This is a genomic window from Mesorhizobium sp. NZP2234, assembly GCF_013170765.1.
Lineage (GTDB): Bacteria > Pseudomonadota > Alphaproteobacteria > Rhizobiales > Rhizobiaceae > Mesorhizobium > Mesorhizobium loti_D.
Window position 1 is genome coordinate 6,663,991 of record NZ_CP033364.1, and the last position, 25,490, is coordinate 6,689,480.

Below are 25,490 nucleotides of genomic sequence, written 5' to 3' on the forward strand. Positions count from 1 at the left end.
GCGTACGGACCGGCCGAATGAACTACAGGCGCGATATCGATGGCCTGCGGGCCGTTGCGGTGCTTCCCGTCGTGCTCTTCCATTTCGGCGTCTCCGCAATTCCCGGCGGCTTCACCGGCGTCGACATCTTCTTCGTGATATCGGGCTATCTGATCAGCGGCAGCCTGCTCGACGATCTCGAGCGCGGCCAGTTCTCGATCGGCCGCTTCTACTGGCGCCGCGCACGACGCATCCTGCCGGCACTGACCTTCGTCATCGTGCTCGCAAGCATTGCCGCCTGGTTCATCCTTCTGCCGTCCGACCTTCACGAGTACAGCCTCAGTGTGATCGCGGCCTCGACCTTCTGGTCGAACATCTATTTCTGGAAGACGACCAACTATTTCTCCATTGACGCGGAACTGCGGCCCCTGCTGCACACATGGTCGCTTTCGGTCGAGGAGCAGTATTATATCTTCGCGCCGGTCCTTGTGTATCTGATCTACCGATACGCCGCGAAGCGCTGGCTGACGATATTGCTGCCGATTGCCATCGGCAGTTTCGCCCTGGCGGTGATGGCAACCACGCTGGCGCCGACCGCCGGCTTCTACTTGCTGCCGACGCGTATCTGGGAACTGGCGCTGGGCGCCATGCTGATGCTGAGAAAGCCGCCGGCACTTGCCAGCCGCCCGGTGACGGAACTGATCGGCCTCGCCGGTTTTGGCCTGCTCACATTCGGCTTCCTGACGATTTCGGAGAGCGACCCGTTTCCGGGCTACAACGCCCTGTATCCCTGTATCGGGACGGCGCTGCTGATCTATGCGGGCCAGATGCACCCGGACAGACCCGTCCCTGTCGCCACCCGCGTGCTTCAGCTCGCTCCGCTGGTCTGGGTCGGCCTCATCTCCTATTCGCTCTATCTCGTTCACTGGCCGATCAATTCGTTCGTCCACTATCTCTCGCTGAAAGCCATCGGCGTGCCGACGATCCTCGCAATGATCGTGGCGAGCGTCGCCCTGGCGACGTTCTCCTGGAAATATGTCGAGCAGCCGTTCCGCCGGAAAAGCACCTTCACGGCGCCGCTGCCCATCTTCGCCTTTTCGGCGACAGCGATCGCCCTTTTGTGCGTCGGCGGCTTGGCCGGTGCGCTCGGCAAGGGGTTTCCGCAACGGTTCCCGGACTTCTCGACGGAGCGGGTGCTGGTGGGTGACTGGCGCAATGGCGTCTGCTTCAACGAGGGCGCGAGCCGGATCGAGAACTGGAACCTAGCCGACTGCACCCGAACGCATGGCTTTCCAGTCAATGTGCTGTTGTGGGGCGATTCCTTCGCCGCTCACTACGTATCGGGGCTGGAGGCCAACGCGCAGAAAATCCAGGCCAATGTCATCCAGTACACCTATGCCGGCTGCCCGCCAAACCTGAGCTACTTCTCCTATGCCCGGCCGGCCTGCACGCGCTTCAACGAACGGGCACTGTCGATCATCCGCGATGCCAACATCCAGGCCGTGATCCTGAGTGGACGATGGACCGACTACCAGGCCAGGGGCTTCGACGGCCTGCAGAAGACCATCGACCGGCTCAACGGGATGGGCGTCAAGGTCTATGTCATCGGGCAATCTCCGGAGTTCATCGCCGACGTGCAGAAAATCGCCTTCTTCGCCCGGCGAGAGCACCTGGCGAACACATCCTGGCCGATGGCCATGAATCCGGACATCAACAAGCAGGTGCTGCCTTTCGTCAAAGGGGCAACTTTCATCGACCCGCTGGCCTATCTGTGCGACGCGGCCGGCTGCTCCTACGCAGACGCCGGCACCAGGCAATTTCTCTACTTCGACTACGGTCATTTCTCTTCGGCAGGCGCGATACTCGCCATCTCGAAATACTGGCCGAGCTTTGCCGCCGGCGACAAGGTCGCGAAGGCAAAATAAAAACCCAGGCCCGCGCCGAGGGAACTTCTGGAGAGTGCGTTTCGAGAGCCGCTTTGCGATTGCCCGAAGGCCGAACCTCATGGTAACGAGGGCACGCGCGGGTATGATGTAATGGTAGCCTGTCAGCTTCCCAAGCTGAACGCGCGGGTTCGATTCCCGCTACCCGCTCCAAGCTTTCGGCGCACCATCCAGACAACAGGCGGATAAGGCGACACTTTTTAGAGCCGCCGCCCAATCAAACAAAGGACGACACCTGTGAGCGAACCGACCGTGGCCGAGGCGACTGAAACTATCTATGCGTCGCTGCGGGCGGACAATGCCGACATCGACGCACATATCGCGACGCTTAAGGCAGCCCTGACACGAGAGGGTATAAAAGAGGCTGTGTTCGATCCGACCAAGTTGGCGCAGAACAACCGCTCGGGCCGCAAACTGATGCAGGCTTATTTTCGGCAGCGCGGGGTGAGCGTGAGGTTTTCGGACCAGTAGGCCGCGCGGACGATCTCAAACGCGCCTTGGGGTGCTCGGCCCGGTCCGGCGGTTCGGTACGGGATTGGTCAGGCCCATCTAAGCCTGGCCGATGCGCATCTGCTTCTTGAGCAGGAATCGGGCAAGGTTGTTGATATTTCGCGGCGCCACCTTCTTGGGGAGATGGGCCAGCAGGCCCTTGGACTTGGCGTCGCTCTGGAACCGCTCGGCCCACTCTTCAGTGCAGCTGTCCCGCTGCAACCGCAGATTTGTCCTGAACTCGCAGTTCGGCACTTCAATCGACAACTGCCGGGCCACCGACGCGACGTAGGGACGAGGGTCGTCCAGCAGATCTTCATAAAACAAATGGTCGTAAGGCAGGTCGGCCATGCGCAGATAAGCCTCCCAGAAAGCATAGCTCTGCCCGATCATGAAATAGGCCTGGCAGATTCCGGCGAAGTCGTATTGCGGAACCCGATCCGCGCCGCCCATCGTGCTTCTCCAGCGACCCGACGCCTTCGCCCGGCAATAGGAGATCGCTTGGCGAAGGCGGTCCCGCCGCTCCAGAAAGACCACACCCATGGCATGGCGCCGGATGCACTCGGCAAGGAAGTCGGCTTCATATTTCGCTTGCGACCAGTGAAGGTGGCGTGGAAACAGCTTGACGGCAAACCGGCCATTTTCGGTCCCGCCACGATCAATGACGGCGGACAGGAGTTCGTCGAAGGATTTCGGCCTGACGCCCAACGTGTCCGAATCGAGCCATTCGGCTGACCGGCCCAATATTCCCGTGCTGTTTGCCAGACTGCCGAGCCATTCGGAGCCGCTGCGGGCTTCGGTCACTATCGCCACGCCCTTCATGCGTGCGGATTGCCTCTGGCCTGTGGACCTGTAATCAAAATTGCGGAATGCGATTCTCTTCGGTAGCCGTCTGGCATGGTCACAATTCCCGATAAACAGCGCCCTAACGGGTAACGGCTGATTTGGTTCCACCGATTCTTAGATTAAGCTAAAATACGCGTTAGATTAAGCTAAAATACGTGACTGGATCCGTAACGATCGGCTGATCGGTACCTGGGTACCGATTTGCAAACGCATACATTGGCCCTGCACGGTTGTGCATCCCGACGACACCGGCCACGCTGTTGGTGGCCGGCTTGCGTCAGCGAGAATCCAATTGCTACCAGAGCCATACCCGCTCGCGCCAGCAACGGACGTGGCGACGACCATGGCGCCAGTAACTGCGGCACACCCGTCTCCAGCCGCGGCGCCTGCCGCCATGCCGGCGACGATAGCGGTAATGCCCGCGACGATGGGAAACCTGTTCCAGTTCGACCTCTTCACCGCCTTCGAAGACAGCCGGATCCGGCTTATCCAGCTTGTCGAGAATTCCGTTGCCTTGGGGAATACCGGCAACAGCCCGGCCGGGCCCGGCTACGCTCGCAACCGCCACCGCGCCGACGACGCCCAGCATTCCAGTGAGAAACAACCGACGTTCCATCAAAAACCTCCAGAGTTGTGACTATCGGCACCTCGTTCCCTCGCCCAAAACAGGCTCCAGCGACATGTCGATTGGATCGAACGCGCGACTGCGCTTCTTGTTCCATCACCCCCTTCGCGCAGGATGAATCGTGCAGCATCTTGGCGGCCGGCGGCAGAACGCGACGCCGGCGCCCTCAGAATTTCACGCCGAGATCGACCTTGGCGCCCTGGTCAACGCCGCCGCCGAACTGGCCAGTATAGGACAGGCCGAGCTTGGCGTTGGGGGCGAGCAGCAGGTCGAGACCCGCCTCGATGAGCGCGCTGTCCCTGCCGATCGGCACGCCAGCGATGGTGAAGCGATCGCCGCCGGCGAAAGTGACGGTCGACAGCGGCGTGATATCGCCGAGGGCATGACGCCAGCCGAGCATGCCACGCGCTGTGACGTTGACGCCGCCAAGCGTGAATTCGGTGGAACCGCGCAAGCCGAGGGTGGTGAAGGTGGCATCGGTGGTCGAAGCGGCGCTGGCCAGCGCCGCTGGGCCACCTTGCTCGGTAAACCCGTTTGTGTGCACGCTGACATAAGCAAGATTGGCGAAAGGCTCCAAGTTGAATTGTCCGGCATCGGCCTTGTAGGCGAACTCCCCGAAGATTTGCGCGGTGCCAGCACCATAGTCGGCCGAGAGCGCGTCGGCAAAACCGTCGAAGGCTACCGAGCGCCTGGTCGATATGCTGCTCCAACTGTAGGCGGCGCCGGTGCGGAAGGCGATGGCGCGCCAATTGGTACCGCCATAGAGGCCGAGATGATAGTTGTCGCTCTTACCGTTCGAATTGCGATCATCGGCACCGAAGCTCGAATGACTGTAGCCGCCAAGCAGACCGAGACGCCAGCGGCCGACCGACGCATCGGCGCCGGCCAGCAGGCCGCCAGTCGAGCGATCAAAGGCGGCGGCGTTGCCATCGGAGTCCGTGCTGCCCCAAGACCCAAAAGCCTGACCCCAGACGGCGAAACGATCGGTGTCGGCGGCGACCATTTCGGGACCACCCTCGCCATAGGCCATGATCGGTAGAGCGGCCATGCTGTCGTCGCCGAAGGCGGCAGAGATGCGGCTGGTGGCGGCATCACGGACGAAATGGCCATCTCCCAGCAGCATGCCCTTGGCCGAGGCATGAATCTCGCCCGACAATTGGTCGAGGGCATCTCGAGCGGCAGCCGTGGCGGGTAGCCCCAGGATGGCGTCGTAGAGCGGATTGCCGCTGTCTAGGCTCTCGGCGCCGCCACCGGTGGCCATCTGGTTGGCGCCCAGGCCAACCGAGGCAAAACTGATGTTATTGCGGTGCAGCCGCAGATAGACGTTGTCCGCGTCGTAGCTGAGCGAAGGATCGAGGAAGGCAAAATTGCTGATCACATTGGCGAACGTACCGCTGACGCCGCCGGTCGCCGACAGGATCGTGTAGTCGGTCTGAGGTCCGTAACTGCCCGCGCCAGCCAGCACGCTGACCGTCCCGCCGTTGATCGTGGCCGGCCCGGTCACGTCGAGACGGGAGGCTTGTCCGGCCGCGTTCGCGGCGACCTGATAGGTCGAGCCGGCATTGAAGGTGACGGCACCCACGTTCATCGTGCCGATGCCGACGCCAGATGCGACCGGGCCAGTGAAGAGGCGGCCGGAGACCGTGACCGTGCCCGTGATCGTGCCGGTGCCGCCGAGCGCAGCACCCGATGCAACCGCGACCTGGGTACTGTTCAAGGCCCCTTCGATGAGCAGCGTTCCACCGGTCACGTTGGTATTTCCGGTATAGGTATTGCCACCGCTCAAGGTGAGCGTGCCCGTGCCCGATTTTGTCAGCCCAACGACCGTCGGCACGAGAATCGCCGGGAGGGTGCTGCTGCCGGGACTGACGAGTTGCATGCCATTCCTGATGACGCCACTAAAGGTGGTGTCAGTGGCTTGATCCACGGTGAGCAAGCTGGGGGATCCCATCGCCACCGTGCTGGTGATATCGCCCGCGCCCGACAGCGAACCAACGGTCTGCGACGTGATGCCGAGATCGAGAGTGGCGCCGCTTGCGACGAAAAGCGATCCGGTCGGGGCGCCGAGCGTGCCGCCATCTCCAAGGAACAGCCTCCCCGCCTCGATATTGGTGCCGCCTTCGTACGTATTGGCTCCGATCACGTACAGTTCGCCCGCGCCCTGTTTGGTCAGCGCCCCGACGCCGCCCAGCGGGGAAGAGATCTCGACGTCATAACCGTTGCTGTCGATGAAGGCGCCGCCCGCCTTGATCGTCACATCGCCGGCAGCGAAATGCCCGAGCAGATCGGTGTCGGCACTCGTGGCGCGCAAAATGCCGCCATCGAAATTGACCCTCGCGCCATCGTGACCTTTCCAGACACCGCCGGTTTCCAGAACCCCGCGTGCTCCGGCCGTGCCGTCCAGATTCAGCGTGCCACTGGCGGAGCTTGTGCGCACCATATCGACCGTGCCGACGCCGGTGCTGACTCTGCCACCATCCGCGACGGTAAGCGTGCCCGCACCCTGATAGCCGAGGCGCAGATAATCCGTCGTCCACACTGACCCGATGCCGGTAACGAGCATCGTGCCATTGCTGCCGGCCACTTCGCCGATATAGCTGGTCAGGTTCGCGACCGTACCGCCATGTGCGATCGCCAGCGTGCCGCCATCGACGGTGGTGAACGAAAACGCACTGTTGCCGGTCAGGGTCAGCGTGCCCGCACCATCCTTGATGAGCCACACGGCGCCGTCCCCAGCGCCCGTCATGAATCCGTCCGTGATCGCACCGCTGAAACTGGTGTTGGTCGCCTGATTGACCGTGAGCGGGCTTTGCCGGCCGCCATACACCGTAGTGGTAATGCTGCCGGCGCCGGACAGCGCGCCGACCGTCTGGTTGGTACCGGTAAGATCAAACGTGCCACCGCCGGCGATCGCAAGCGCACCAGTCGGTGCGCCAAGCGTGCCGCCCAGGTCGACGTCGAACTTCAGCGTGCCCGCCGAGATCGTGGTTCCACCCGTGTACGTGTTGAATCCGGAAAGAATGAGCGTTCCGAGGTCGGTCTTGTCGATGCCACCGCTGCCGGTGAGCGCAGACAAGATGGTCGCGGACATGCCCGCGCCGTCCGTGGTGCCGTCGCCCACGCGGATCGGAACGCTGGATCCGGTGAGATTGAGCGCATCGCCGGACATTTGATAGCCATCGACGAAGAACTGCATCCCGCCGCCCAAATCCATCGCGCCACCGCCCGCACTGACCGTGACCACGCCCGGCGCGCCCTGGAAGATCATCATGGCCGCTGGATCGTAGACGCCGCTCGCGCTGCCGCCCGCGTTCGTCCAGTTGGTTCCGGCAGCGCTCCAGGTGCCTGTGCCGCCGTTGACCATATTGTTAGGCACGGTGTGCGCGCCGTTCCAGAAGCTGTAGGAGCCGGGCGCTACCGCCCCGACCAGCAGGTTGACCTGGTTAGCCACTGAAGTCTGCACGGCCAGATCGCCGCCAGCATAACCGGCTGGCGTCGCGCCAATGGTCATCCCGTTGTCGGTCAGCGCCCCGCCATAGTCGAACAGGCGATAGAGACCGTCGCCGAAACCGCCGGCGTCGCTGACATTGAGCGTGCCGGCAAGCGTCAGGTTGCCAGCGACGTTGAACAGGCGCGTGTTGCCCGGTGCGCCGAGAGAGACATCGATAACCGAGCCAGCATTCAGCGCCAGCGATCCCATCGACAGGGTCTGGCCGGTGCGGCCCAGGAGGATGCCGCCGGACGCCACGGAAACGTCGCCGGCGATCGATCCGGCACCGCCGAGACTGCCGCCGGACGCAATCGCAACCGTCGACGTGCCCAACAGAATGGGCCCCCACATCACATTGCCCAGGGATCCATCGACGAGCAGCGTGCCGCCCGTCACATTGGTGGTGCCGGTATAGGTGTTGCTGCCGCTCAGGGTGAGCGTGCCGGTCCCGGACTTGGTCAGCCCGGTCATGGTGGTTACGCCGTTGATTTCGTCGAAGTAATCCGCGATGGCGCCACTGAAAGTGGTGTTGGTGGCTTGATTGACGGTGAGCAGGCCGGGGTTGAAGTCCGAACGGGTGACGGTGCCCGCACCCGACAGCGAGCCGACCGTCAGGGCCGTTGTATCAAGAAGGAGCGTGGCGCCGCTGCCGATGTAGAGCTCCCCCGTTGGCGCACCGAGCGTGCCGTTGCCCTTGAGGTCCAGGGTGCCCGCTTCGATCCGCGTCCCGCCGGTATATGTGTTGGAGCCCGAAAGCGTTTGCGCGCCCGACCCGCGCTTGACCAAAGCGAGCGTGCCGCCACCGGCGCCGTCGGCGATCACGCCACCGAAAGAAGAATCTCCAAGTGCCGAACCATCGATCGTCAGCACGGCATCCGTCGCGCCGCCGTTTACGATCTGCCCGCTGGGGATGTAGTTCGTGATCCGACCGATGGTCGTGCTGTAGCCGTTGAGGTTGAGGAGACCTCCCGCGGCCACTGCCTGACTGCCGAACTCCAAGTCGGTATTCACTGTCGTTGCGTTGGCGGCCCATATGTTGACGACGCCGTCTCCACCGAGCCTCAACCAAGCGCCATCGATGGCGCCGGTGGCCAGTGCGTTCACGGTGCCGTTGATTGTCAGCGTGCCACCGGTGATGGCGTTGGCGACGTTCGCATTCACGACGGCATCGAAGGTCGGCAATTGCACGAGGCCGCCGCTGACGGCGCCGGCCGCGTTCGCATTGAGGACGGCGCCATTGCGGAAGGTTGCGGCCACGGTGCCGCTAAAAGTATCGGCTGTATCGGCGTCGACTTTGCAACCATTGGTGGGGCCGCCGTTGAAAACCGGGAAACCGCCGGTATACGGTCCCCCTCCCGGGTCACAAGCCTGTTGCGCATGGCCCGTCGAAGGCGCGCACGCGATGGCGAGGAGCGCGAGGGTCGAGGTCGTGACCGACAGCCTGCCGAGCGAAATGGTCCTCGAACGATTGCCGCGCCCTGCCTTCATTGCCATGCCCCCCCACGGCAGCCGTCCGCGCGTCGGCGCAAGGGAGCGCGGGCATACGCCCTCCCCCGCGCCGCCATCGGCGGCACCACGGTTTCATTGATTTGCTCCCCGATCCCGGACGGGAGTCGTTGATGATCTTTTCCGCCGGGGCGGCGGATACATCAATCCCGCGTTCGAGGGGGTACCGGCAGAATATCACGGCAAATTTCGGCATTTGGCCCGGCGGCCAGGCAACTCGCTTACCGGCATCCGGTCGGCCGTCATCTTAAGCCGGACCGCCGAGCGCTCGAGCCCCGCTCCGACCACCTCTGACGCAGCGATCAGGCCTTTCGTCCCGCAGCGTGAGTCGGAATGGCCAAGGTCAGTTGCGTGCCGCGCCCAGGCGCGCTTTCGATTGCTATTCGTCCGCCCATCTGGTCAGCCCGACGACGTATGTTCGCAAGGCCTCGTCCTTCGCCGGCAGCGCCCGAGGCTCTCTCGGGCTCGAACCCCATTCCGTCGTCCGACAGTATGACGAGAATGACGCCATCGTCACCGGGGTTCATCGCGAGTTCGATCCTGGTGGCGGAAGCATGGCGCAAGCTGTTGGCGATACCCTCCTGCAACAGCCGATAGAGGCTGAGCAGCCGCCGCACGTCGAGGCTCGGCGCCGGGGTCGGGAGCGTGCAGCGATAGTCCAGCGTGATGCCGGATCGGGCAAGACGGCCTGCCATGCGCTCCTGGAACATCGCCAGCGCCTCGTCGATCGGTTCGTTGCCCGCATCGATCGCACTGGCCATGTTGCGCAGGTCATCGACCGAAGACTGCAATCCCTGCTCGATTTCCCGTGAGGTCAGTCGATTCTCGCGGACATCGAGGAGAAGATGCGTCAGCACACCTCCGACCCCATCGTGCATGTCGCGCAGCAGACGCTGACGCTCTGCGTCGATTGCCAGCAACCGTTCCTGATGGCGCAACAATCGCGAGGAGCGCAGCAGGCTCGCATCCTGCTCCAGCACCTGACGTTCCAGGTCGCTACGCGCCTCCTCCGCCTCCTGGTTGAGCCTGTGCCCCTGCAGAGCGATCTCGAACAGGATGCCGAACATCGTCAATGGCGGTGCCAGGACCGACGCCTGCAGCGCGAAGCCGTTGGGCGGCGGCAAGAGAAACAGGTCGAAGCCAATCGAGGCAAGAGCGACCAGCAATATCGCCAGAACCCGGATCGCCGGCCCGGGAGCTGTCCGTCCCATCCGCAGCAAGGCCAAAACGCCATATCCCAACAGCAGGGTCAGCGCCACCGCATCGAGCCAGGGCACAATTGTCGCAAAGCCGACGCCTGCGGCCATGGTCCGAAGCAATATGGCGAAGGCGACGCCAAAGCAGCCGCAGGCTGCCCACGCCTCGCGCGACCGCCAGTCGGCAAAGGCGTTCACGGCAAGCGCTGCTAACGTCAGCATCAGATATTCCACGCCGTAGCGCAGCAACGGAAACCAGACATAGGGCAGGCTCTCCGCCCCGAAGGTGGTGAGCCAGGCGTCGATGCCCACCGATATGAGCAGCAGGCCGGTGATGCACTGGAGCCGCGAAAAGCCGTTGACCGGCAACAGGACGAGCAGCGCTGCGCCCATCATCAGTTCCGTCACAACGACCAGCCATACCATGTCGAAACGCTGGAACTTCTCCCGACCGGCGGTCTCATCCATACGGTCGAAAGGCCCTGCATAAGCTGTCGCGGCCCCCGGACAAGGATTTCCCCGGCAGGTGAGCGACCACTCATTCCCGGCCGACGTCTCCGCGCGCGACAACAGACTCGCCTGCGCCGGCCGCAGGACCACGGGCTGCCAGCCTGGGATACGCAGCATGGCCGGCCCTGAAAGCCCGGCAGCATAGGCGCCCACCTCGGTCGGCTCGGACGCCAGCAGCGCCCGCGCCGCCGGCAACCGATATTCCTCTAGTGTGCCCACAGGCTGAAAACTGGCGATGATGAGCGTATAAGCGCACCAGAACAGCAGTTGCGCGCCGAGAATGATAGCCAGCGCGCGGCGCCATCCCGTCAGCCGGGGCATGATGGTCACAGGCGCAGCAGCCCGCTGCGAAAAGCGCGTACCATGGCCTCGCCCCGATTGCTCACCCTGAGCTTCCTGTAGATCGATTTCACGTGATCGCCGATCGTGTACGGCGATATTTCCAGTTCGGCCGCCGCCTGCCGGTTGCTGTACCCCCGCGCCAGAAGCTGGAGCAGTTCGATTTCGCGCGGTGACAGCGGCGGATCGGCATCATCCGATTTCGAATCTTCCCGTTGCCGGCGCAGATGACGCAGCACATAAGCGGCGATGCTGGGCGACAATGGCGCACCACCGGTCAACGCATCGGCGGCCTGCTGACCGATGTCGAGACTGTCGATATCTTTCAGCAGATAGCCGTCCGCTCCCGCCAGCACAGCCGCCAGCACCGTATCCTGATCGCCCAGCACCGAGAGGACGAGTATTTTCGGCTCAAGACCGCCTCGTGCACGGATTTCCTCGATCAGTTCGATCCCGCTTCCATCGGGAAGGCCAAGATCGAGAATAAACAGGTCCACCTTCTCCTCGAGCAGAGCACGCGCACCGGCCAGCGTGCCCGCGATGCCCGCCAGCGACAAGCCGTCATGCGCCGCCACGCCGCGTCCGACATGAGCGGCGACGAGCGGATCATCCTCGACAACGACGACGTTCGCTTTCACGTCCCCTACCCGCCTGTCCTGCAATGGATCTGCAGGGTCATTGTAAACCGATCAATACACCAGATGGCAACCTCCGCACCCGCCGACAATCATGTGGCCACGCATCAACCGACCTCCCGCAGGATGAAATCGTGCAGCATCTTGGCGGCCGGCGACAGCACGCGATTCCTGACCGTGATCAGGCTGTAGGGCCTGACCTCGATGTCGAATTCGGTCTGGACGACGTCAATGGCGCCGGCGAGCCCGTCGGGATTCTGGATGAATTTCGCCACCTGCACCGACACCGGTGCGATGGCGTCGGATTGCGCGACCATGACCAGCGTGAGCAGCAGCGAACTGGTGTTGAGGATTCGGTCCGGCAGGGCGATGTTGCGGTTCAGGAAATTGCTCTCCATCGCCTGGCGCAAGGGCGAACCGCCCGACTGGAAGACCCAGTCATAGGCGGCGGTGTCTTCCAGCCGCACCACGCCGCCGCTGGTGAGCGGGTGGCCACGGCGCACGATAAGGCAGGCTTTCTCGACGCCGATGACACGCGATTCGAACAGCCGCGGATTGAGGTCGTCGGGGATGCGGGCGATGATGAAATCGTGGCGTGTGGCGATCAGTTCGCGCGCCAGCACATTCGAGGTCTCGACCTGCATGGTGATCTCGATGCGCGGGTAGATGCGGCGGATTTCGCGGATCGCCGGTACCGCCAGTTCGATCGCGGGCGCCGTCACAGCGCCGAGGAACACCGATCCGCCCTTGCCCGCCTTGAGCTCGGAAATCTCGCGGTCGACCTCGCGCATCTCCAGCAGGATCGACCGCGCACGCCTGGCCAGCGCCTTGCCGTAGGGTGTCAGCGTGATGCCGCGAGGCAGCCTTTCGCACAGCTTGACCTCGAGCACCGCCTCCATCTCGGCGATCATGCGCGAGGCCGCGGGCTGCGAGATGTTCATGACCTGCGCCGCCGCGCTCACCCGGCCATGATCGTCGAGGGCGACGATCATGCGCATGTGGCGCAGGCTGAGACCGCTGCGCAGCAGGGTTTCGCCGTCGCCCGGTACGTCACTGTAAACGTTTGAAACCGCGACCGGATTCGGCAACGTCGCCATGGCTTTCCTTACCTCCGCTCGCGGCCCGTTGGTATCTGCCAGCGATCCATCACGCATCATAACACATACCACTTGCGGTATAGCAATCATCAAAGATCGCATTTGACAGTTATGGCAAAAGGGCGGCAACGTCAGCGCGTCCCGAGACGCGACGGTCGCCGACGATAAAATCGTATCGATTGAAATCAGCGTTTCGGGGCCATGGGAGGATACCGGAGATCGATATGACGGCAGCAGTGCCTTGGCGCTTCTGCACGATTGCGCGGCCCGCGACCCCCGGGGTGCCGCGTCCATCAACCAGGGAGAGTTAAGTGAAAATCATCAAGACACTGGCCGCAGTCGCGGCGCTTGGCATCGCTGCCATGACCTACTCGGCGCACGCGGCCGACAAGGGTCTTGTCGGCGTGCTGATGCCGACCAAGACCTCGCAGCGCTGGATCAATGACGGCGATGCCGTCAAGTCCCAGCTCGAGGCTCTCGGCTACACCGTTGACCTGCAGTACGCGCAGGACGACATCCCCAACCAGCTCAGCCAGCTGGAAAACGAAATCACCAAAGGCCCGAAGGCGCTGATCATCGCTTCGATCGACGGCACCACCCTGTCGGATGCGCTGCAGAAGGCCGCTGACGCCGGCGTCGTCGTCGTCGCCTATGACCGCCTGATCAAGAAGACCGCCAATGTCGACTACTACACCACCTTCGACAATTTCGGCGTCGGCGTGATCCAGGCCAATTCGCTGGTCAAGGGCCTCAAGGAGCGCTTCCCGAACACCAAGCCCTGGAACGTCGAGCTGTTCGGCGGCTCGCCCGACGACAACAACGCGTTCTTCTTCTACAATGGTGCGATTTCCGTCCTGCAGCCGCTGATCGACGACGGCTCGATCAAGATCAAGTCCGGCCAGATGGGTATGGACAAGGTCGGCACGCTGCGCTGGCTGGCGGCGACCGCCCAGGCCCGCATGGACAACCTGCTGTCGGCCAACTATTCGGATGGCAGCCGCGTCGATGGCGTCCTGTCGCCCTATGACGGCCTGTCGCGCGGCATCACCGCCTCGCTGCGCGCCGTTGGCTACGGCACGGCCGCTCAGCCCTGGCCGATCGTGACCGGCCAGGATGCCGAGACCGCCTCGGTCAAGCTGATCATCACGGGCGAACAGTACTCGACCGTGTTCAAGGACACCCGCGATCTGGCCAAGGCCACCGTCGAACTCGTCGACAAGGTGCTCTCGGGCGGCAAGCCTGATGGCCTCGACACCAAGACCTACAACAATGACGTCAAGGTCGTTCCCTCGATCCTGCTGACGCCGCATGAGGTCGACAAGTCGAACTACCAGAAGCTGGTCGTCGACTCGGGCTACATCAAGGCCGAAGACCTGAAGTAATTTCGGTTGTAAAGTCAGGGGTCCTGCGCAACGCAGGGCCCCTTTTCGTTCACAAGCGACCCCGGTATTGTTTCTGCCGGCCTCGGAGGAGCTTGCGCCAATGACCTCGACGATTTTGGAGATGCGCGACATCACCAAGACGTTCCCCGGCGTGAAGGCGCTGTCGAATGTCAACCTGCGTGTCGAGGAAGGCGAGATTCACGCCGTGGTCGGCGAGAACGGCGCCGGCAAGTCAACGCTGATGAAGGTGCTTTCGGGCGTCTATCCCGCGGGGACCTACGACGGCCAGATCATCTTTCAAGGCCAGGAATGCCAGTTCAAAGGCATCCATGACAGCGAACACAAGGGCATCGTCATCATCCACCAGGAGCTTGCGCTGGTGCCGATGCTGTCGATTGCCGAAAACATCTTCCTCGGCAACGAACACGCCAGATACGGTGTGATCGACTGGGATGCCAACGAGGAGCGCACCAGCGCCCTGTTGAAGAAGGTGGGTCTCAAGGAGGACCCCAAGACACTGATCACCAATATCGGCGTCGGCAAGCAGCAGCTGGTCGAGATCGCCAAGGCGCTGAGCAAGGAAGTCAAGCTGCTGATCCTCGACGAGCCGACGGCATCGCTCAGCGAAAAGGACAGTCAGGCGCTGCTCGATCTTTTGCTCGAGTTCAAGCGGCAAGGCATGACCTCGATCCTGATCTCGCACAAGCTCAACGAGGTGAACCGGGTCGCCGACAAGGTTACCGTCATCCGCGACGGGCGCACCATCGAGACGTTGGCCAAGAAGGACATTTCGGAAGACCGCATCATCACCTCGATGGTCGGCCGTTCGCTCGACGACCGCTACCCGCCGCGCGAGCCCAAGATCGGCGAGGTCGTGTTCGAAGTGAAGAACTGGTCGGTCTACCACCCGCTCCATGCCGAACGGCAGGTGATCAAGGGCATCGACATCAACGTGCGCAAGGGCGAGGTGGTCGGCATTGCCGGGCTGATGGGCGCTGGCCGAACCGAATTCGCAATGAGCCTGTTCGGCCGCTCGTATGGCCGCCGCATCACCGGCGAGGTGCTGCTCAAGGGCAAGCAGATCGATGTCTCGTCGGTGAGCAAGGCGGTCGAACACGGCATCGCCTATGTCACCGAGGACCGCAAGACCTACGGTCTCAACCTCATCGACCACATCAAGCACAACATAACACTCGCCAATCTCGGCGGCGTGTCGCGCCACAGCGTCATCGATGATCTGCGCGAGCTCGCCATCGCCAACGACTATCGCAAGAAGACGAACATCCGTGCATCGAGCGTCTATCAGATGACCGGCAATCTCTCGGGCGGCAACCAGCAGAAGGTGGTGCTGTCGAAATGGCTGTTCGCCGACCCGGACGTGCTGATCCTCGACGAGCCGACACGCGGCATCGATGTCGGCGCCAAGTACGAAATCTATACGATCATCGCGCGTCTTGCCTCGGAAGGTAAGGCGATCGTGGTCATCTCGTCGGAGATGCCGGAATTGCTCGGCATCACCGACCGCATCTACGTCATGAACGAAGGGCGCATCGTGGGCGAAATGCCCGCGGCGGACGCAAGCCAGGAAAAAATAATGCGCGCCATCGTTCGGGGAGAAGGAAAAGCAGCATGAGCACCGAAAGCGCCCCCGCCCCGCAGGGCAACGTCGCCGAAGAACAACGTCCACGCATCGCCGTCTCGGCGCTGACGGCGAACCTGCGCGAATACGGTCTGATCATCGCGCTGATCGTCATCATGCTGTTCTTTCAGTTCACCACGTCGGGAACGCTGTTCAAGCCGGTGAACCTCAGCAATCTGGTGCAGCAGAACTCCTTCATCATCGTGATGGCGCTGGGCATGCTGCTGGTTATCGTTTCCGGCTATATCGACCTCAGCGTCGGATCGGTCGCGGGCTTCATCGGAGCGCTGGCGGCAAACATGATGGTCATCTGGCAGCTCGGGCCCCTCAGCAATCCGCTGGTGGTGTCCATCGTCTGCCTGATCGTGGGCGGCCTTATCGGCGCGGCGCAAGGCTACTGGATCGCCTATCACCGAATACCGAGCTTCATCGTGACGCTGGCTGGCATGCTGATCTTCCGCGGCATCTGCCAGGCGCTGCTGGGCGGCGGATCCTCGGTGGGGCCACTTCCAGACGAATTCAAGGCGCTGAGCTCCGGCTTCATACCGGACGTGATCGGCCCGCTGACGCTGATCCCACCGACGGTGAATGCCGCCGGCAAGACCATCATGGGCAGCGGCCTGACGCTGCATATGACGACGATCGTGCTGGGCGTGATCGCCGTGCTGGCCTATGCCTATTTCGGGCTGCGCACCCGGCGCAAGCGCGAGCGCCATGGCTATGAGGCCGAACCCTTCCCCCTGTTCGTCGTCAAGACGCTGGTCGCCAGCGCGCTGGCGCTGTTCCTGGTCTATGAGTTCGCCAGTTACAGGGGACTGCCGGTGGTACTCCTAGTCATGGGCGTGCTGATCTCGCTGTTCGTCTTCGTCACCAAGCGTATGACCATCGGCCGTCGCATCTACGCAATGGGCGGCAACGCCAAGGCGGCGCAGCTGTCGGGCATCAACACCGAGCGGCTGACGCTCTACGTGTTCATCAACATGGGCGTGCTGTCGGCGCTCGGCGGCCTGATCATCGCTGCCCGCCTCGGCCAGGCCGTGCCGGCGGCGGGTCTGGGCTCGGAGCTCGACGTCATCGCCGCCGTCTTCATCGGTGGCGCCTCGGCGATGGGCGGCGTCGGCCAGGTCATCGGCGCCGTGGTCGGCGGCTTCATCATGGGCGTGATGAACAACGGCATGTCGATCATGGGCGTCAACGTCGACTGGCAGCAAGTGGTCAAAGGCCTGGTTCTGCTCGGCGCCGTGATCTTCGACGTCTACAACAAGAACAAAGCCTGACAGGTTTAGGCGAGGCAAGCAGGAGGCATACGATCGCGGCGCTGCCGGCAAGTTGTCGGCATCAGGAGATCCCCCGGGGGATCAAGCCCGCGAGCGCAATCCGGACGAAGAGTTCAACCCGTGGCGCGGCTAGGTCCGAGCCGCGCAGGTCAAGGTTTGCCAGGAGGCAGCCGGGCCAAGACACATGAGAGAGGACTGACCATGCTGATCTCGCAGATTCTCGACGACGCCGACACCATTCGTGTCGTTGCCCGCAGCGGCGGCAAGACCCGGATCATCAACGGCGCCCGCAGCGTCTATTCGCTGGCCATGGAAGCTGCCCGCACCGGCGTCGGCCTTGCCACGCTGATCGAGCGCAAGGGGCTTGGCGAGACGATCGATCTCGACTTGGCCTACAAGAAGGGGCGGCTGTTGTCGCCGATCAACCATCCCGATCCGGCTCACCTGCATCTCACCGGTACGGGCTTGACGCATCTCGGCTCGGCGGCGACGCGCGATTCCATGCACAAGAAGCTCAGCACCGATGGCGAGGAGCAGCTCACCGATTCCATGAAGATGTTCCGAATGGGCCTGGAGGGCGGCAAGCCCGCCAAAGGCCAGGTCGGCGTGCAGCCGGAATGGTTCTACAAGGGCAACGGCACCATGGCCGTGGCGCCAGGTGCGGCGCTCCTGTCACCGGCCTTCGCCAAGGACGCCGGGGAAGAGCCAGAGGTGGCCGGCATCTATGTCATCGGCGACGACGGCGCGCCCTTCCGTGTCGGCTTCACGCTGTCGAACGAATTTTCCGACCACGTGACCGAGCGCGTGAACTATCTCTTCCTCGCCCATTCCAAGCTGCGCAATGCCTCGTTCGGGCCGGAGATCCTGATCGGCGACCTGCCTTCCGATATCAGGGGCACGTCGCGCATCGTGCGCGACGGCGAGACACTGTGGGAAAAGCCGTTCCTGTCAGGCGAAGCGAACATGTCGCACACCATCGCCAATCTCGAACACCATCATTTCAAATATTCGGCGTTCCGCCAGCCGGGCGACGTGCATGTGCACATGTTCGGCACAGCGACGCTGTCCTTCGCCGATGGCGTCAAGACCGAGGCCGGCGATGTATTCGAGATCGAGGCTGGGGATTTCGGCCTGCCGCTGCGCAATCCGCTGGAGATCGAAAAGCCTGTGAAGGTCGCGGTGAAGGCTCTGTAAGGCGCTCGTTACTGGAGTGCGTCGAGAAGGGCAATGCTTGGCCCCAAAGCCTTTTCCGCCGGGGCGACGCCGGTCGTGTCGACGCCGTCGACCTGCGTCAACCGAGAAATGATATGGTCGCTCAGCGCCCTGACGGCTGGGCGCATGAACCGGATGGATGGGTAAGCGATGAACAATTCGCTTGGCCGTACCTCGTAGTCGGGCAAGATTCGAACGAGCCGCCCAGCCTTCAAATCCTCGGACACGAGAAGAAGCTGAACCGGTCCAGCGGCATGGCCGCTCAGGACCGTATTTGCGATCACGCTCGCATCGTTCGTACGCAGGATCGAATGAACCGCCACTTCCGTCTGCTCAAAACCTTTGATGAGCGCGAGCATGTTGCGGGAGGACAGTACGGCCGGAGTAACGACAAGATCAGCCACGGCCAGTTGATCGAGCGTGTCTATAGGTCCGACCCTTCGCAGGAAAGACGGACTGGCAACCAAAATTCGACGAACCTGACCGATGCGCCGAACAATAACTTCTTGCGCCTCCGGGCGCCCATAGCGGATTGCAAGGTCGAAATTTTCATAGACCAGATCGACCATCCTGTTTTCGAGAACAAGCTCCACCGTCACCTTCGGATGCCTGCGTTGAAACTCCATCACGATTGGATGCAGATTTTTCGCCCCGATGCATGAGGGAGTATGAACACGAATACCGCCCTCGATCACACCGGCGTCCGATCGCACACCTTCCAAAGCGGCGTCGATCTGGGCCAAGGGAGTCCGGCTCGCATCATATAGTGCCCTGCCTTCCGGCGTGGGTCTGACGTGGCGCGCCGAACGCTCCAGGAGCCGGGCCTGGAGATGTTTCTCCAGGTTCGAGACAAGCTTTGATACCGCAGGCTGGGAAATGGCCAAGTCTCGCGCGGCGCCTGTTATCGACCCTCTCTCGACGGTCCGCAAGAAAGCCCTCAAGGCTGCAGCGACGTCCATAGTATTCCAATCAGTTATTGAAGCTATAAATCAATTCTCATTGCTTATGCCAAGGAGGCTGGTCATATCAAGACGAAATTTGCCAAGGAGATTATAACCTTGAATCGTAGAGGGTTTCTGATCGCCACGCCGTTGGTGCTTGCCGGCTGCGCCACCAACGCCACCGTGCCTTTGCTTCCGGCCACCGCCCCGCCGACGGCGGATCCACATTATCTTTCGATGTACGCCGCCGTACCTGGCGAGCCGTTCCCGGTCGACGCGATCGACCTGTCGCGGATCGTCGACCCGAAGTATCTACGCCGCGAAGTGGCCTATGCAGGAAGCGAGCGTCCCGGGACGGTAGTTGTCGATCCCAATGAAAAATTCGCGTATCTGGTTCTGGAACAGGGCCGGGCCATACGCTATGGCGTTGGTGTGGGAAAGGTGGAATCTTTCAATTTTCAAGGCGAGGCGGTGATCGCCTGGAAGCAGAAATGGCCACGCTGGACCCCGACGCAGGACATGATAGGCCGCGATCCCGAGCGCTACGGCCCCTTGCGCAACGGTCTTGCGGGAGGACCGCGAAATCCTCTCGGCCCTCGCGCACTCTACCTTCATCGCAACGGGCGCGACACGCTTTACCGGCTCCATGGCACAATCGAGCCATGGACGATCGGCACAAAGGTTTCCTCGGGGTGCATCCGTCTGCTCAATCAGGATATTATAGACCTGTACGACCGGGTTCCCGAAGGCAGCAAAGCTGTTGTCCTGCCGATCAAGTCTCAAGCGGTAGCTTAGACCAACCATCATCTATCGATCGGCCTCATGGCACCGCGCGGCCTTCTGGACGCGCAAGGTAGGCCCGAGACTTGATCCCAGCGAAGTCAGGCAGACCGGGCTGTAAAGATCACCGCGCGGCGCGGAAGTGCTTGGACAGCTTCAGGCCTTGCGCCTGGTAGTTGGAGCCCAGATCGGTGCCGTAGAGCGCCTGCGGTCGCTTCAGCATGTGCTCGTAGACCAGCCGGCCGACGATCTGGCCGTGGTCGAGGATGAAAGGTACCTCGTGGCTGCGCACTTCGAGCACGGCACGGCTGCCGGTACCGCCGGCCGCCGAATGGCCGAAGCCTGGGTCGAAGAAGCCGGCATAATGCACGCGGAATTCGCCGACCAGCGGGTCGAATGGCGTCATCTCGGCTGCGTAGAGCGGCGGCACATGTACCGCCTCCTGGCTGACGAGGATGTAGAATTCGTCAGGATCGAGCACCAACTCGCCGGCGCCGCTCTTGTGGATCGGCTCCCAGAAATCGACGACATCCTGCGCCGCGCGCTTGTCGACATCAACAAGGCCGGTGTGATGCTTGCCGCGATAACCGACCAGCCCGTCACTGTCGCCCTTGAGATCGATCGACAGCGCGATGCCGCCGCCCGAAATATTCGGCGGCTCGGTGGCGACCAGCATTTGCGCGCGGTGCAGTTCATGCAGTTCGGCTTCCGCGAGCAGCGCGTTGCCGGTGCGAAAGCGGATCTGCGACAGGCGCGAACCGGTGCGCACGACGATCGGGAAAGTGCGTGGGCTGACTTCCAGATAGAGCGGACCGCTGTAGCCGGCCGCGATCTTGTCGAACTCGTGGCCACGGTCCGTCATGACGCGGGTGAAGATGTCGAGCCGCCCCGTCGAACTTTTCGGATTGGCCGAGGCGGAAATGTCCGCCGGCAATGCCAGGCTTTCAAGCAAGGGCACGATGTAGACGCAGCCAGTTTCCAGCACCGCGCCGTCGGCAAGATTGATCTCGTGCAGCTTCAGCCGGTCGAGCTTCTCCGAAACCTTGTGATTGGGGCCGGGCAGGAAGGAGGCCCGCACTCGCCAGGCCTTGTCGCCGAGTCTCAGATCGAGACTGGCCGGCTGGATCTGGTCGGCATCGAGCGCGCGCGTCGACTTCAGCGCCCCAGACTGGAACAGCGCCGAAATGTCCTGATCGGGAAGAATGCCCGTCTCTCGCAAGGCTTCGCTCCTAGAGGGCAGGCTGTGTCGAACCCGCCTGGTACAAACCTCTTAATGAAGCCGGCAATTGACGCAAGCGTGGGACGGGTCTAAAGGGTCTTTATCCCGTGGTGATTTGGCCGGTCGGCTTGCAGCCACGTTAAACAAGTCGCTAAAGGACCGTCGGGCCGCAAGGCCGTATGGACCGGTTGCGACTTTCGCGGCCGGTTTTTTTGTGTCTGGAATAAAGCGATGAGCACCAAGAAGCGCAACTGGAAGCCTCAGACAGCCCTCGTGCATGGCGGAACCCTGCGGTCCGGCTTCGGCGAAACCTCCGAGGCGATGTATCTGACGCAGGGCTATGTCTACAAGACGGCGCAGGCGGCAGAAGCCCGTTTCAAGGGCGAGGAACCAGGTTTCATCTATTCCCGCTACGCCAATCCGACCGTCGACATGTTCGAAAAGCGCATGTGCGCGCTCGAAGGCGCGGAGGATGCGCGCGCCACGGCATCGGGCATGGCCGCGGTCACGGCGGCCCTTCTGTGCAGCGTCAAGGCCGGCGACCATATCGTGGCGGCGCGCGCGCTGTTCGGCTCCTGCCGCTGGGTGGTCGAGACGCTGGCGCCGCGATACGGCATCGAGGCCACGCTGGTCGACGGCACCGACATCGCCAATTGGGAAAAGGCGGTCAGGCCCAACACCAAGCTCTTCTTCCTGGAAAGCCCGACCAACCCGACACTGGAAGTGGTCGACATATCAGCCGTCGCCGCACTGGCCAATTCAATCGGCGCGCGGCTTGTCGTCGACAATGTCTTCGCCACGCCCTTGCAGCAAAAGCCGTTGCAGCTTGGCGCGCATATCGTCGTCTATTCGGCGACCAAGCACATTGACGGCCAGGGCCGCTGTCTCGGCGGCGTGATCCTGTCGGACAAGAAGTGGATCGACGAGAACCTGCACGACTATTTCCGCCATACCGGCCCCAGCCTGTCGCCCTTCAATGCCTGGACGCTGCTGAAGGGCCTGGAGACGCTGCCGCTGCGCGTGCGCCAGCAGACCGAGAGCGCTGGCAGGATCGCCGATTTTCTCGCCGAGCAGCCGCAGATCGCGCGTGTCATCTATCCCGGCCGCGCCGACCACCCGCAGGCCGATATCGTCAAGAAGCAGATGTCGGGTGGCTCGACGCTGATCTGCCTCGATGTCAAGGGCGGCAAGCAGGCAGCCTTCGCCCTGCAGAATGCACTCGACATCGTGCTGATCTCGAACAACCTTGGCGACGCCAAGAGCCTGATCACCCATCCGGCGACGACGACGCACAAGAATTTGAGCGACGAAGCCCGCGCCGAACTCGGCATCGGGCCCGGTACGTTGAGATTGTCGGCCGGCCTGGAAGACACCGACGACCTTCTGGAGGACATCGCACAGGCGTTGAAAGCCGCCCAATAGCAGGCCGTCCAGACGGCGTCGACCGCGGCGGGTTCAAGCGCGCGACGGCGTCTCTTCAAGTTCGGCGGCCTTGGTGCCGATGGTCATCGCGTTGCCGCGCCAGTCGACAGCGCCGCCGAGCCAGCCGCGCGCCCACATGGCTGGAAGCATCAAGTCCCGCACAATCATCGCCGCGACCATACGCGGCGACAGGTACCAGCCCTTGGACCAGGCCAGTGCGCATTCCGGAAGGTAGAAGGCCGCAAGCACGGCGACGGCTGTCAGCGGCAGGCTGAAGCCGGCGCTTGCCGCCGCACCCAGCGCAAGCACCAGCGGCACCCCCGCGCCGGTCAGGATTTCAGGCGCGAAGAACAGCGGAAAGGTAACGCGGCGCAGGCGCGCCCAGCGAGCCTGGCGGGACCAGATCTCGCCAAGCGTGCGGCGGCCAAGCGGCTGTTCGAAGGGCGAAGCGACGAGATTGACGCGCAGGCCGACCCCATTGACCAGCTTGGTCGCGGCGGCGTCCTCGGCGATTTCGGCTGCCAGCGCGCGGATGCCGCCATTGGCATCCAGCATCGGCTTGTTCCAAAGCATGCTCTTGCCCTGGGCAAAGCCAAGGCCGAGCGCCTCACCGGCGTACTGCCAGCGCGCCTGCAGCGTGTTGAGGAAGGCGCATTCGACCTCGGCCCAGAAGCCATCCGGTCGTGAGCCTATCGGCGTCGAGCAGACAAGGCCTGTGTTTGGCCGCCACGCCGCAATCAGATGCTGGATGTAATCTCTGGGCATCAGCACGTTGGAATCGGCCAGGACGACCCAGTTGTGCCGCGCCGCCTCCCAGCCCTTGACGCAATTGTTGAGCTTGGGATTGGCGCTGACGCGATCGTCACCGATCAACAGCCGGGCCGGCACCTCGGGGAAATGGGCGATGGCCTGTCTGATCAAACCGACCACCGGATCATCGGCGTGGGCAACGCAGAAGATCAACTCATAGCGCGGCCAGTCGAGCGAGAAGGCGCGTTCCAGCGTCTCGTGCGTGAACGGCTCGACACCACGCGACGGCACGACAATCGACACCGGCGGCAACTTGCCGGCTGGCCGTGCGATCGTGGTGCGCCGTTTCAGCCGCGAAGCGGCCAGCGCGATGCTGGCAGCGTTGGAAAGGATAAGAGCAGTCGAAAGCGAGGTGGCTATGAGAGTGAGTTCCATCGAGGTCTGGGCACTCCGGAAGAGACGGCCCGCGGTGTGGCCGCTTTCAACAGTTCGACAGAGCGCCGAGTCGCTCGGTTCGCGCACACCACCATTGTCATGTGTCACTTAAATGACATTCTTTGCCGGCACCTGCCTTTCGAGGACGAGCGCGTCAAGACGCGCACGTTGACCTCCTCGCCTGGAGGGCCGAGAGTTTTATTTTGTTTGAGCATGGCCTTTGAACAAACCGGAAGCGTTTGACCGAGAAAACCGGTTCCACTTTTCGCGATCATGCTCGATATCGTTTTGGAGCCGCTTATGTACCGCGCCGTAACGCGCAATATCGAAGTGCAGGTCAGGCCGTTCTATCTCGAGGACCGTTCGGATCCTTCCGAGAACCGCTACGTCTGGGGCTACCAGATAACGATCGACAACCAGTCGGACGAATTCGTGCAGCTTCTGTCGCGCTATTGGCACATCACCGACGGCGCCGGCCGGGTCGAGGAAGTGCGCGGCTCCGGCGTTGTCGGCGACCAGCCCGAACTCAATCCCGGCGACAGCTATCAATACACGTCGGGCTGCCCGCTCTCGACACCGTCAGGGATCATGGTCGGACGCTATACGATGCGCAACCAGCGCGGCGAGACATTCGACATCGCCATCCCGGCCTTTTCGCTGGATCTGCCGGGAACGAGACGGACGGTGAATTAGCGTCCTTCTCCCCGTTGCACGGGGAGAAGGCTCGACTCACTGCGCAGCGAATTCCGCAGGGTCGAAGTCATATTGCTTCGAGCAGAATTCGCAGGCGACGTGGATGCCGCCATCCTCGGTCGAGTCCTTGATCTCCTGCGCGGAGAAGCCCTCGAGGATGCCGCGGATCTTGTCCCTGGAGCATGAGCACTGGTCGGCGACGGGGACGCCGCCGAAAACGCGCACGCCATGCTCATGGAACAGGCGATAGAGCAGCCGTTCGGCGCCGATCGTCGGATCGATCAGCTCTGTCGGTTCGATGGTGCCGAGCAGCGCCAGCAATTCCTGCCAGGAATTGTCGGCCGGATCGTGGATCTCCTCGCGTGGATCGCCGTCGCCGCCGGGCAGGTCCGGAACGCGCATACGCTCGGGGGACTGCGGCAGGAACTGCGCCAGGATGCCGCCGGCACGCCACTGTTCGCGCGCGCCACCAGGGCCCGGCGTCAAAAGCTTGGCCACAGACAGCCTGATATCCGTCGGAATCTGTTCCGACTGGCGGAAATAGGTACGCGCCGCGTCCTCCAGCGTCTCGCCGTCGAGTTGCACGATACCCTGATAGCGCTGCATGTGGGCACCCTGGTCGATGGTCAGCGCCAGCACGCCGCTGCCGAGCAGCGTCTGCTGGGACGTCTCTCCTGCCGCGACCAGCGCCTCGAGCCTATCCGCATCGAAGCGCGCATAGGCGCGCAGCGCCGAAGGCGTCGTGAAATCCGCCACCAGCATGTCGACCGGCCCGTCGGTGCGGGTCTGCAGGATGAACTTGCCCTCGAATTTGAGCGAGGTGCCGAGCAGCACCGTCAGCACGCAGGCTTCCGCCAGCAGGCGGGCGACCGGCTCGGGATAGTCGTGGCGGCTGAGGATGGCGTCGAGCATCGGCCCGAGCTGGACCGTGCGACCGCGCACGTCGAGCGGGCCGACCTCGAAAGGCACGACATGGTCGTCGCCGGCATAGCCGAACTCGCCGAGTTTGGGGTGATGTTCAGTCACTTGATGCGTTTCCAACATGACAAAGCTCCAGGGCGCGGCCATGCCGCCCGCTGGGGTGC

General features: G+C 62.8%; 19 protein-coding genes, 1 tRNA gene and 1 riboswitch. Of the genes, 11 read left to right on the plus strand and 9 right to left on the minus strand.

Annotated features, from left to right (window positions below; translation table 11 throughout):
* The first annotated feature begins 17 nt into the window (after window positions 1-17).
* The 3 genes from EB230_RS32085 (at window position 18) to EB230_RS32095 (ending at window position 2,393) form a co-directional block, all read left to right on the plus strand.
* Window positions 18-1,904 (plus strand): acyltransferase family protein, encoded by a 1,887-nt coding sequence (locus tag EB230_RS32085; protein ID WP_056570234.1) that lies wholly within the window; start codon window positions 18-20, stop codon window positions 1,902-1,904.
* A gap of 97 nt (window positions 1,905-2,001) precedes the next feature.
* A tRNA-Gly gene (locus EB230_RS32090) sits at window positions 2,002-2,075 on the plus strand.
* A gap of 84 nt (window positions 2,076-2,159) precedes the next feature.
* Window positions 2,160-2,393 (plus strand): hypothetical protein, encoded by a 234-nt coding sequence (locus EB230_RS32095; RefSeq protein ID WP_056570088.1) that lies wholly within the window; start codon window positions 2,160-2,162, stop codon window positions 2,391-2,393.
* A 78-nt stretch (window positions 2,394-2,471) separates the two neighbouring features.
* Here the strand turns inward: EB230_RS32095 and EB230_RS32100 are convergent, their stop codons facing one another.
* On the minus strand, window positions 2,472-3,233 hold the full coding sequence (locus EB230_RS32100) for a Stf0 family sulfotransferase (protein WP_056570086.1): 762 nt from the start codon (window positions 3,231-3,233) through the stop codon (window positions 2,472-2,474).
* 439 nt (window positions 3,234-3,672) lie between these two features.
* Between EB230_RS32100 and EB230_RS32105 the strand changes: the two genes are divergently transcribed.
* Window positions 3,673-3,894, plus strand: coding sequence for a hypothetical protein (locus EB230_RS32105; RefSeq protein WP_056570084.1), 222 nt, complete (start codon window positions 3,673-3,675; stop codon window positions 3,892-3,894).
* A 154-nt stretch (window positions 3,895-4,048) separates the two neighbouring features.
* Here EB230_RS32105 and EB230_RS32110 read toward each other — a convergent pair whose 3' ends face one another.
* From EB230_RS32110 to EB230_RS32125, 4 genes are all read right to left on the minus strand, one after another.
* On the minus strand, window positions 4,049-8,866 hold the full coding sequence (locus EB230_RS32110; RefSeq protein WP_082582605.1) for an autotransporter domain-containing protein: 4,818 nt from the start codon (window positions 8,864-8,866) through the stop codon (window positions 4,049-4,051).
* A 314-nt stretch (window positions 8,867-9,180) separates the two neighbouring features.
* Window positions 9,181-10,905: an ATP-binding protein gene (locus EB230_RS32115; protein ID WP_246739000.1), complete on the minus strand. Its 1,725-nt coding sequence runs from the start codon at window positions 10,903-10,905 to the stop codon at window positions 9,181-9,183.
* 5 nt (window positions 10,906-10,910) lie between these two features.
* Window positions 10,911-11,561, minus strand: a complete 651-nt coding sequence (locus EB230_RS32120; RefSeq protein WP_140775430.1) for a response regulator transcription factor — start codon at window positions 11,559-11,561, stop codon at window positions 10,911-10,913.
* A 104-nt stretch (window positions 11,562-11,665) separates the two neighbouring features.
* On the minus strand, window positions 11,666-12,655 hold the full coding sequence (locus EB230_RS32125) for a LysR family transcriptional regulator (RefSeq protein WP_056570074.1): 990 nt from the start codon (window positions 12,653-12,655) through the stop codon (window positions 11,666-11,668).
* Between the two features lie 311 nt (window positions 12,656-12,966).
* Here EB230_RS32125 and chvE point away from each other — a divergent pair, with 311 nt between their 5' ends.
* The 4 genes from chvE (at window position 12,967) to araD1 (ending at window position 18,147) form a co-directional block, all read left to right on the plus strand.
* On the plus strand, window positions 12,967-14,037 hold the full coding sequence (chvE, locus tag EB230_RS32130) for a multiple monosaccharide ABC transporter substrate-binding protein (RefSeq protein ID WP_056570072.1): 1,071 nt from the start codon (window positions 12,967-12,969) through the stop codon (window positions 14,035-14,037).
* Between the two features lie 100 nt (window positions 14,038-14,137).
* Window positions 14,138-15,670, plus strand: coding sequence for a multiple monosaccharide ABC transporter ATP-binding protein (gene mmsA / locus EB230_RS32135; protein ID WP_056570468.1), 1,533 nt, complete (start codon window positions 14,138-14,140; stop codon window positions 15,668-15,670).
* Window positions 15,667-16,953 (plus strand): multiple monosaccharide ABC transporter permease, encoded by a 1,287-nt coding sequence (gene mmsB, locus EB230_RS32140; RefSeq protein ID WP_056570070.1) that lies wholly within the window; start codon window positions 15,667-15,669, stop codon window positions 16,951-16,953. Before mmsA ends, mmsB begins: the two co-directional genes overlap by 4 nt.
* A gap of 201 nt (window positions 16,954-17,154) precedes the next feature.
* Window positions 17,155-18,147: an AraD1 family protein gene (gene araD1 / locus EB230_RS32145; RefSeq protein ID WP_056570068.1), complete on the plus strand. Its 993-nt coding sequence runs from the start codon at window positions 17,155-17,157 to the stop codon at window positions 18,145-18,147.
* An 8-nt stretch (window positions 18,148-18,155) separates the two neighbouring features.
* On the opposite strand, the gene EB230_RS32150 is transcribed toward araD1, so the two are convergent.
* A complete protein-coding gene (locus EB230_RS32150; protein WP_172374918.1) occupies window positions 18,156-19,124 on the minus strand; it encodes a LysR family transcriptional regulator in 969 nt (322 codons plus the stop codon).
* Between the two features lie 93 nt (window positions 19,125-19,217).
* Between EB230_RS32150 and EB230_RS32155 the strand changes: the two genes are divergently transcribed.
* Complete coding sequence (locus EB230_RS32155) at window positions 19,218-19,901, plus strand: L,D-transpeptidase (RefSeq protein WP_056570064.1); 684 nt, start codon at window positions 19,218-19,220, stop codon at window positions 19,899-19,901.
* A gap of 109 nt (window positions 19,902-20,010) precedes the next feature.
* Here EB230_RS32155 and EB230_RS32160 read toward each other — a convergent pair whose 3' ends face one another.
* On the minus strand, window positions 20,011-21,105 hold the full coding sequence (locus tag EB230_RS32160) for a 2'-deoxycytidine 5'-triphosphate deaminase (RefSeq protein WP_056570062.1): 1,095 nt from the start codon (window positions 21,103-21,105) through the stop codon (window positions 20,011-20,013).
* A gap of 97 nt (window positions 21,106-21,202) precedes the next feature.
* A riboswitch (SAM riboswitch) is annotated at window positions 21,203-21,280 on the plus strand.
* Between the two features lie 56 nt (window positions 21,281-21,336).
* On the opposite strand from EB230_RS32160, the gene EB230_RS32165 reads away from it, so the two are divergent.
* On the plus strand, window positions 21,337-22,527 hold the full coding sequence (locus tag EB230_RS32165; protein WP_172374920.1) for an O-succinylhomoserine sulfhydrylase: 1,191 nt from the start codon (window positions 21,337-21,339) through the stop codon (window positions 22,525-22,527).
* 33 nt (window positions 22,528-22,560) lie between these two features.
* Here EB230_RS32165 and EB230_RS32170 read toward each other — a convergent pair whose 3' ends face one another.
* Window positions 22,561-23,712, minus strand: coding sequence for a ceramide glucosyltransferase (locus EB230_RS32170; RefSeq protein ID WP_056570058.1), 1,152 nt, complete (start codon window positions 23,710-23,712; stop codon window positions 22,561-22,563).
* A gap of 300 nt (window positions 23,713-24,012) precedes the next feature.
* Here EB230_RS32170 and apaG point away from each other — a divergent pair, with 300 nt between their 5' ends.
* Complete coding sequence (apaG, locus tag EB230_RS32175; RefSeq protein WP_172374922.1) at window positions 24,013-24,405, plus strand: Co2+/Mg2+ efflux protein ApaG; 393 nt, start codon at window positions 24,013-24,015, stop codon at window positions 24,403-24,405.
* 36 nt (window positions 24,406-24,441) lie between these two features.
* On the opposite strand, the gene EB230_RS32180 is transcribed toward apaG, so the two are convergent.
* Complete coding sequence (locus EB230_RS32180) at window positions 24,442-25,473, minus strand: Hsp33 family molecular chaperone (protein WP_081294919.1); 1,032 nt, start codon at window positions 25,471-25,473, stop codon at window positions 24,442-24,444.
* Between the last annotated feature and the right edge of the window lie 17 nt (window positions 25,474-25,490).